This is a genomic window from Streptomyces sp. NPDC031365 (genome assembly GCF_055569765.1).
In genome coordinates this window covers 466,392-474,791 of sequence record NZ_JBVIIM010000001.1, presented here as the reverse complement: position 1 = coordinate 474,791, position 8,400 = coordinate 466,392, and the positions used below count along the sequence as shown (strand labels likewise).

The window sequence follows — 8,400 nt, the reverse complement described above, 5'->3', positions numbered from 1 at the left end:
TCTCACGGGTCCCTCGTAGCTCCCCCTCGCTCCCCCCCCCTCTCCCCCCCCCCCTCCCCCCCCCCCCCCCCCCCCCCCCCCCCCCCCCCCCCCCCCGCCTCCTGTGACAGCGCGAGGTCCGCCCTGCGCGCCTCATGCCGCAGCAGGACCACGACAGCGGCGGCGAGCAGCCTCTGGAGCACCAGGATGACGGGTGCTTCACGCACACCGGGGGCACCCACCACGTAGGCCACCGCGATGGTGACCGCCGCCGCCATGGCCAGGGGCTGCCGCATACCGAACTGCGCGATGAAGACGCCGCTGCCGGCGACCATGTCGCCCCAGCCGCTGCCCGCGCTCGCCCCCAGGACCTCGGCCGGGACGAGGTTGCCGGCACGCGGAAGCACCCGCGGACGCGCTCACTCCACCACCCGACCCGTCAGCGCGCTGAGGCTGGCACACACATGGTCCATGTGCGCCTGTACGTCCTCCCGCCGGCCGGCGTGGTCGCGCAGCACCCGCTCGGTCTCCCGCTCGATGCCCTCCGCGCGGGCGCGCGCCTCGGCGACCACCTCCGCCGCGCGCTCCCGCGCCTCCTCCACGCGGCGGCTCGCCGCCTCCTCCGCGTCGGCGAACACCTGCTGCGCCTGGGCCAGCGCACGCTCCGCACGCGCCTCCGCCTCCGCCTCCCGGGCATCCAGCGCCGCCACCCGTACGGCCTCCTCCCGCGCCGCCCCGTCCAGCCGTTCCGCCTGCTCGCCGGCCGCCTCGGCAAGCATCCGCGAGGTGCGCTCCCGCATCTCCCGCAGCGCCGCCAGCGTCTGTCCGCGCTCCTCCTTCACCTCCAGCCGGGCGCCGATCCTGATCTCGTCGGCCTCCGCACGCGCGGCCGCCAGCCGCTCACGGGCCTGCTCATCGGCGTCCGCGCGCACCGCGCCGGCGTACGCCCGCGCGGCCTCCTCCACACCGGCCGCCTCGTCCCGCGCGAGGTCCATGACGTCCTGCGCCTGCTGCCGGGCCCCCTCCCGTACGGCCGTCGCCTCCTCCCCGGCCAGCTCGAACAGCCGCTTCGCGCTCCCGCCCAGCGACTCGTACGTCTGCGGAGGCAGCGCCGCCACCCGCACCCGCAGCAGCTCCAGCTCCTCCTCCATCTCCCGGGCCAGCACGGTCAGCCGCGCCGCCCGCTCCCAGGCGGCATCGCGGTCCTCCGAGAGGGCCTCGACGTAGGCGATCACCTGCAAGGGACGGTAGCCACGCCCCCGCACGACCTCGAAGCCCTGTGACGACACCGATGCGCTGCTCACCCTGGAACCCCTCTCCACCGACGGACACGAAGCCCAGCACGACGACCGAGCACGAAATGGGATGAATCGCGCACATCCTGATGGATCACACGGAAGTGTTCATAACGCGACACTCCGCGAAGGGGGCACGCAAAAGCCGGGCCCGGTCGTCCCGACGACCTGGCCCGGCTCCTCACCCCCTGCGGGGTCGCGCGTCAACGCATCACAGCAGCCCGTCCCACATCTGCTCCAGCAGCACCGACCACCAGCTCTCCGGCGAACCCAGCGCCGCCGGGTCCAGCGCGGCCAAGTGCGCCTGGAAGTCGACGGTCCAGCGACCCGCCTGCTCCTGGTTCAACCCGAACCGCAGCCGCCACATCCGGCCCAGCAGCGCCAGACAGCGTGCGAACTCCGGCAGACCGGTGTTCACGAATTGCGGCGCGGCAGGCACACCGCCCGGCCCGGCCTCCACCGGCACCGCGACGATGTTGGCCGTGCCGTACTGCACACAGATCGCCTTGCCGAAGTCACTGCCCATCACCAGGTACGAACCCGCGTCCGAAGACGCCTGCACACCCCGCTCCGCCGCCAGTTCCGCCAGCGTCGGCACCGGACGGCCCGGCTGCGCCTGCGCCCAGAAGAACGGGCCCATGTCCATCGGCAGCCCCGCCGCCACCAGCGTGTGCGCCACGACCGGCGGCACACCCTGCCGGGACACCGCCGCCTGCTCGAACCGGAACACCCCCGGTCCGAACGCCCCCGCCAGCTCCTGAGCGACCGCCTCCGGCGGAACCGGCGGTGCCGGCTGCACCGGCACGACCGGCGCACGCACCGGCGCGGGACGCGCCGGACCGTCCGCCACCTGATGCAGCTCACCCTGGTGCGCCAGGAGTTGCCGCATGCCCTGCTGCCGGCTCGCGTGATCCGTGCCGTACGGCGCGATCGACGTGATCCGCGCCTGCGGCCACTGTTCCCGGATCATCCGCGCACAGTAGGCACCCGGCAGCTCGCACGACTCCAGCTCGGTGTGCAGCTCCAGCACCTGACCCGGCGGAACGTTCATGGCACGCAGCTCATGGAAGATCTGCCACTCCGGATGCGGCGTACCGGGCGCGGAACGCCGGATCAGCTGCTGCTCGCTGCCGTCCTGCGCCCGGTAGCGCAGCACGGCCTGGTATCCGGGGCCGACGGTCGGCTGACCGGTCGGCTGCGGCGGATAGCCGTACGCCGGCGGCTGTCCCGGACCACCCGGGACACCGGGCGGAGGCGTACCGGGCGGCATGGCGCCGGGCGCCCTCGGAGGAACACCACCGGGCGCACCGGGAGGAGCCGGCGGCGGGGGCGGGGGCATACCGGGTCCGCCCACCGCGGGCGCGGCCAGCACGGTCTCCGCGTGATGCACGGGGGGACGCCCGCCTCCCGCGGCCCCCGGGGCACCGGGAGCACCGGGAGCACCGGGCGGCTGGGGCGCACCAGGGGCGCCGGGCGGTCCGGGCGGTCCGGGCGGCTGAGGAGCACCGGGCGCACCAGGGGGCCCCGGAGGCGGGGGCGTTCCGGGAGCTCCCGGACCGGCCCCCTGCGGGTCGGCGAACATCGTCGCGGCATGGTGGACCGCACCGGGCGGCGTACCGCCGGGCACGTTTGGCGCACCGGGCGGAGCCGGAGTGCCGGGCGGAGGCGTCGGCGCACCGGGCCCCTGCGGGCCGAGCGACGACACCATCTGCGTCGGCACGTATCCGCCCGCCGGGCCGGGCGCGGGCGTACCCCCCGGCCGCGCGCCCGGGGTTCCCGGCGCGCCCGGAGGGGGCGGCGGCGTCGCACCCGCAGCACGGCGCGGCGGCGGGGTCGCCTTGCTGGTCGCCGCGTCGGCGATGTCACCGGCATGGGCCGCGAGCGGCGGCGGCGCCGGCACACCCGGCGGAGGCGTGCCGGGCGCACCGCCCTGTGGATAGCCGTACTGCGCGGGCGGCGGCGTCCCCTGCGGCGCGGCCGGATCCGGGAGCGCCGGCGCGACAGCCGTCGGCGGGAGCCGGCTTCCGCCCGAGATCAGCGCCGTCCGCGCCTCCGCCGTCGCCGAGGGCGGAGGAGGCGGGGTGTCGTCACCCGACTCGCTCAGCTGGGGCGCGAACACGGTCTCCGGCAGCGGCACGGAACGGTCCTCACCGGCATCGGCGTTGGTGTCCGTACCGGCCCACGGAGTCGCCCCGGCGGGCGCCCCGGCACCCTCCGGGGAACCGTCCCCCCCGGCGGCCGGCCACGCGGACCCGCTGCCCGCCCCGGAGCCGGAGCCGGAAGCCGGAGAGCCCACCGGCGCGTCCTGCGGGCCCGCGTCGGAGACGGCGCCCGGGCCGGCGCCCGAGGCCCAGCCCGAACCCGCGCTCCCGGACGAGCCCGAGCCGGCTCCGGAAGCAGAACCGGAATCCACCGGGGCCCGCCCCGACGCCGCACCCTCATCACCCGGAACCGCCACCGGAGCCTGACCCGAACCCGAACCCGAGTCCTGCCCCGCGACGGAACCGTCACCAGCAGCTCCGGAAGCCCCCGAACCCGCCTCCCGCCGATCCGGAATCCCCAGCCGGTCCGCAGCCTCCTGCAACCACTCCGGCGGACTCAGCAAGAACGACGTCTGATTCAGATCCACCCGAGCCGCAGGCGCCGGCGCCGGCTCGGACACCGCCGCGTCACGGCCGTACTCCTCCTCGTACCGGCGGATCACCTCACCCACCGGCAACCCCGGCCACAGCGTCGCCTCACCACTGTCACGGGCGATCACCAGCCGCTGCGCACCACCGTCCGAACGGGGCCCGTCCGCACGGTCCTCCGCCCACACCACGAACCCGAGGTCGAACTCCCGTACCCGCACCTCGCGATGCTGGTACGACGGCACATCCCCGTTGACCCACTCCTCAGCACGCTCCTGCGCCTGCGCGAACGTCACCATCGCCGAGCCTCACTCCCCAGTCGAAACCGGAACGACACGCGCGAACCCGCCGTCCACCATCAGATTCGCCACCGTCTCCAACTCCGGCGGAGACCCCGCGAGCCGCGACAGAAACACGTCCAAGTCCTCACCGCACGACAGCAGCAGCCGCTCCACCCGCTCGGCCGGCGGCACCGACGGATCCACGTCCCGCACATCGTCGTACGAGCAGAACCACACCGAACCCTGCCGCTCGCCGCGCACCTTCACCGCCAGCAGACCACCCTGCACAAAAGCCACGCACAGATAGTCCTTGGTCAGATGATCACGCAGACACTTGTTCACATAGACAAGGTCATTGACCGCCGCCTCGTCCCGCACCGTGAAGAACGGCTGGTCCACCAGCAGCCCCAGCTCCGCGTCCAAGGCCGTCCCCACCGGCGCACAACCACCCGCAGCCTTCAGGAACGACCGATACGCACCCGGCAGCCGGTACCCGAGATCCTCCTCGACACCCAGCACCTGCGACTCCGTCACCGCCACACCCGACTTCGGCAGCCCGAAATGCGCCGGCCGCGTCTCCTGCAACGGCCGCGTTCCCCGCTTGCCGTGATCCACCGCCGACGTCGCCACCCCACCGTGATGCCGCAGCAACGCCTTCACCTCGACCGGCACCAGCTCCAGCCGCCGCGACCCCACCACGTGATGCCACGTCCAGCCGTGCGGCGTCGCCACGGCGGGCACCGTGTCCCACAACGCGTGACCACTCGCCGCCGACGCCGCATTCGCCGACACGTAGTCCGTCAAACGCAACTCGTCGACACCGAAACCCTCCGGCGGATCCGCGATCTCCACCGCCGCACGCGCATAAGGCGAAAAATCGGGGTAACCGCGCTCGTCCACCCGAACCCCTCTCGGGTGACGGGCCGCCCGCACCGGATCCGGGAAGTGCACGACCTGCCCCGCATAGGCCGCGTTCGGCGGCGCGGCTTGTCCCCCGGCCTGGCGGCCGGGAGGTGCCCCCAGCCCGAGCCGACCTGTCGTCATGGCGGTTGCCCCCTGCGGCACTCTGTACGGCCCGCACCGCCCCTTCGGACGGTTACGGAACGTATTCGACTGTCACGTCTGTCTCAACTACTGACCGCCCCGACCCCTACGGCGCCCGCACGCGCAACCGCGCGGATCACCGCATCGATCGCGGTGCCGACAGCCTATGCCGTACGCCCCCGCCGGTCACCGGCGCCGGTCACCCGCCCTCCGCTTCCGTGACCAACCGTCACCCTCCCGTGACAGCTCGCCCAAACCCGGGCGTGTCGCCCCGCCCCAGCTTCCGCATCAGCCACGCCATTTGGCACTCTGTGATCTCCGGGGGACGCTCGGGAGGGGATGACGACCATGAACGTGACGCAGACGGGGACACACACCGGCCCATCCGGCGACCCCCGCTCCGGCGACCCCCGCATCGGCTGGAGCACCACCGACACCACCCCCACCCCCACCCTCCACCACCGCCGCGACGGCATCCTCCCCACCATCGCCGCCGCCCTCTCCGTCCGCGGTACGACCCTCACCGGCACCCCCGCACGCGGCGACACACCCCCCGATCTCCACCCCCTCGTCCAGGACTTCCTCGACACCCTCACCAGCGACCAGCGCGACCGCTTCACCGGCCGCTGCGCCGAAACGATCCTCATCTCCCGGCACATCGCCACCGCCGACGCCGCCCGCAGCAAACGCGCCGCACGAAAACCCATGACCAACGGCGAAGCGCGCAAAGCCCTCAAACAAGCAAAAATCACCACCCGCCGCATCCGCGAGGACGGCGACCCCCTCCACGGCAGCTACGCGACCCCCTGCCGCGCCTGCACCGCACTCACCGCCCACTTCGGCGTCCGCACGGTCGACCCAGCCGCCACCACCGGCTGAACCACTCCGCACCCTCACTCGGCCTCGACGAACGAAGAGCAGATGAACACCGACCGCACCTTCTCCCCCAGTCTCGGCTCCGCTCGACCGGGGGGACCCCAGCCCCGCTTCGCCGTACCCGTGGACGCCGCACTGCGCACCGCCGGATGGCGGCCCGGACACTGGGACATCAAGCAAGCGGAGATCTGGGCCGACACCCTCCGCGCCCACACCTCACCCGCAGGACACCGCCACACCGTCTTCCCCGCAGCAGTCGAAGCCTGGGCCGAATTCGGCGGACTCCACATCAGACCCACCGGCCCCGGCCGCCAAGTCGCCCCCTCGACCCTCCACCTCGACCCCCTCCACGGCCTCCACATGGCCCGCACCCTCGCCGACCTCGGCCGCGCCCTCGACACCGAGGTCTGCCCTCTCGGCGCCGAAACCGACACCCACGCACTCCTGGCCATCGACACCCAGGGCCGCGTCTACGCCCTCGACCACACCGGCGACTGGTACCTCGGCCCCACCATCGACCACGGCATCACCACCCTGGTCACCGGCATCCAGCCCGCACGCCTCACCACCGGCTGAAGAACCGCACCCAGCGCGCCTACGACGCCGGAATCACCGCCGACACCCGGAAGCCCCCCGCATCCGTCGGCCCGGACACAAACACCCCGCCCAACGCGGACACCCGCTCCTTCATCCCCACCAGCCCGTTCCCCCCGGACGGCAACCCCGCGGACGCCCCGGCCCCCGCCTCCGACGGCGGCTCGTTCTCCACCTGCATCGCGATCTCCGACACCCGGTACGCCAGACGCACATACGTCTTCGCACCCGCCGCATGCTTGTGGACGTTCGTCAACGCCTCCTGCACCACCCGGTACGCCGTCGACTCCACCTCCGGCGCACACGAACGGCTCTCCCCCACCACCGACAGATCCACGACCATCCCCGCAGCCGCCGACTGCCCCACCAACTCCTCGATCTCCGACAGACACGGCCCCTCACCCGAGCCCGCCGCCTCATCCACCGCACGTGACGCCGCGGCCGCCGCGGCCACCCCCACCGCGGCCAACGGCACCGACACCCGCTCCTGCCGCCGCCCGGCCCCACCGGACCGCAACACCCCGAGCATCTCCCGCAGCTCCGTCAACGCCTGCCGCCCCATGTCCCCCACCAACGCGGCGTTCCTCACGGCCTTCTCCGGATCCTTCCGCGCCACCGCCTGCAACGCCGCCGCGTGCACCACCATCAGACTCACCCGGTGCGCCACCACGTCATGCATCTCACGAGCGATCCGCGTCCGCTCCTCACCCCGCGCCCACTCCGCCCGCTCCTCAGCGCGCTCCGCCAGCAACTGAAGCTCCCGCTCCAGGCTGTCCGCCCGCTCCCGCAGACTCTCCATCAACCGCCGCCGCGCCCCCACGTACAGCCCCAGCAACAACGGAGGGGCCGTCACCCCCAACGCCGTCGTGATCGACGCGAACGGCACGATCCAGTCCCCGACGTCCACGTCCTCCCGTGCGATGTCCTGGCGCAACCGCACGAACATCACGATGAGCACACCCACCGCCTGCATCCCGGCCAGCGAACCGATGATTCGCCGCGGCAGATCCGACGCGGCCAGCGAATACAGACCGACGATCCCCAGCAGAAAACCCATCGACGCCGGCGTCACCGCGATGGCCACCAGCACCACCGCGACCGGCCACTTCCGTCGCACCAGCAGCACCGACCCGGCCAGCAGGCCGAACACCACCCCCACGGCCACCGGAATCCCCGCCGCCCACGCGAACGGGATCCCCTCAAGACCGCACTCCAGCGCCGACACCACCGCCAGGCCCGCATCCAGCACCGCACTACGCCGCCTGTCCCACCACCAAGGCCCTCCCCGGGCCGTCACCAGCTCTTCCCCCGTCGTGGTCATGGACCCAGCCTACGGGCGCCCCCCGCCCCATATCCGGCGAGTTTTCACGTCCGACCCACGCCACACAGGGTGACCGTTCGGATGCGGTACCGCCCGAAATCCCTCGAACTGCTGAATGGGTCACCGTTCGCCTGCGGAACGACCCATTCCGCCCGGAGGGCACGCATGCCACACATCCACCGGGCACCTACGCCGGCGGCACGACCCCACAGCGGTGCGGAAGCACGCGGGTGAGTCGTACCGGGGCCGCCGGGTGATCCAAGTCCCGCAGGGCGCCGATCTGTACCGTCGCATCGAAGGCTCTTGGTACGGCATAGTGTTGGGTGCCGACTCGACGCCCCAGCCGAATGTCCGGTTCAGTCGAGTTTCATCCCCCATGG

General features: G+C 73.1%; 6 protein-coding genes. 2 read left to right on the top strand and 4 right to left on the bottom strand.

All coding sequences use genetic code 11. The features are described 5' to 3' along the window. Positions 1-398 precede the first annotated feature (398 nt). The 3 genes from ACZ5C2_RS02260 to ACZ5C2_RS02250 all read right to left on the bottom strand — a co-directional run bounded on the left by ACZ5C2_RS02260 (position 399) and on the right by ACZ5C2_RS02250 (position 5,229). A complete protein-coding gene (locus tag ACZ5C2_RS02260) occupies positions 399-1,283 on the bottom strand; it encodes a cellulose-binding protein (protein WP_468785581.1) in 885 nt (294 codons plus the stop codon). 202 nt (positions 1,284-1,485) lie between these two features. Continuing rightward, positions 1,486-4,203: an SUKH-4 family immunity protein gene (locus tag ACZ5C2_RS02255; RefSeq protein WP_468785579.1), complete on the bottom strand. Its 2,718-nt coding sequence runs from the start codon at positions 4,201-4,203 to the stop codon at positions 1,486-1,488. Between the two features lie 9 nt (positions 4,204-4,212). Continuing rightward, on the bottom strand, positions 4,213-5,229 hold the full coding sequence (locus ACZ5C2_RS02250; protein WP_468785577.1) for an SMI1/KNR4 family protein: 1,017 nt from the start codon (positions 5,227-5,229) through the stop codon (positions 4,213-4,215). 348 nt (positions 5,230-5,577) lie between these two features. On the opposite strand from ACZ5C2_RS02250, the gene ACZ5C2_RS02245 reads away from it, so the two are divergent. Both ACZ5C2_RS02245 and ACZ5C2_RS02240 read left to right on the top strand, forming a co-directional pair. Next, positions 5,578-6,108 (top strand): YwqJ-related putative deaminase, encoded by a 531-nt coding sequence (locus ACZ5C2_RS02245; RefSeq protein WP_468785575.1) that lies wholly within the window; start codon positions 5,578-5,580, stop codon positions 6,106-6,108. Positions 6,109-6,150: 42 nt separating this feature from the next. Beyond that, on the top strand, positions 6,151-6,681 hold the full coding sequence (locus ACZ5C2_RS02240; protein ID WP_468785573.1) for an SUKH-3 domain-containing protein: 531 nt from the start codon (positions 6,151-6,153) through the stop codon (positions 6,679-6,681). A 19-nt stretch (positions 6,682-6,700) separates the two neighbouring features. Here the strand turns inward: ACZ5C2_RS02240 and ACZ5C2_RS02235 are convergent, their stop codons facing one another. Beyond that, on the bottom strand, positions 6,701-8,020 hold the full coding sequence (locus ACZ5C2_RS02235) for a sensor histidine kinase (protein WP_468785571.1): 1,320 nt from the start codon (positions 8,018-8,020) through the stop codon (positions 6,701-6,703). Positions 8,021-8,400: the final 380 nt, after the last annotated feature.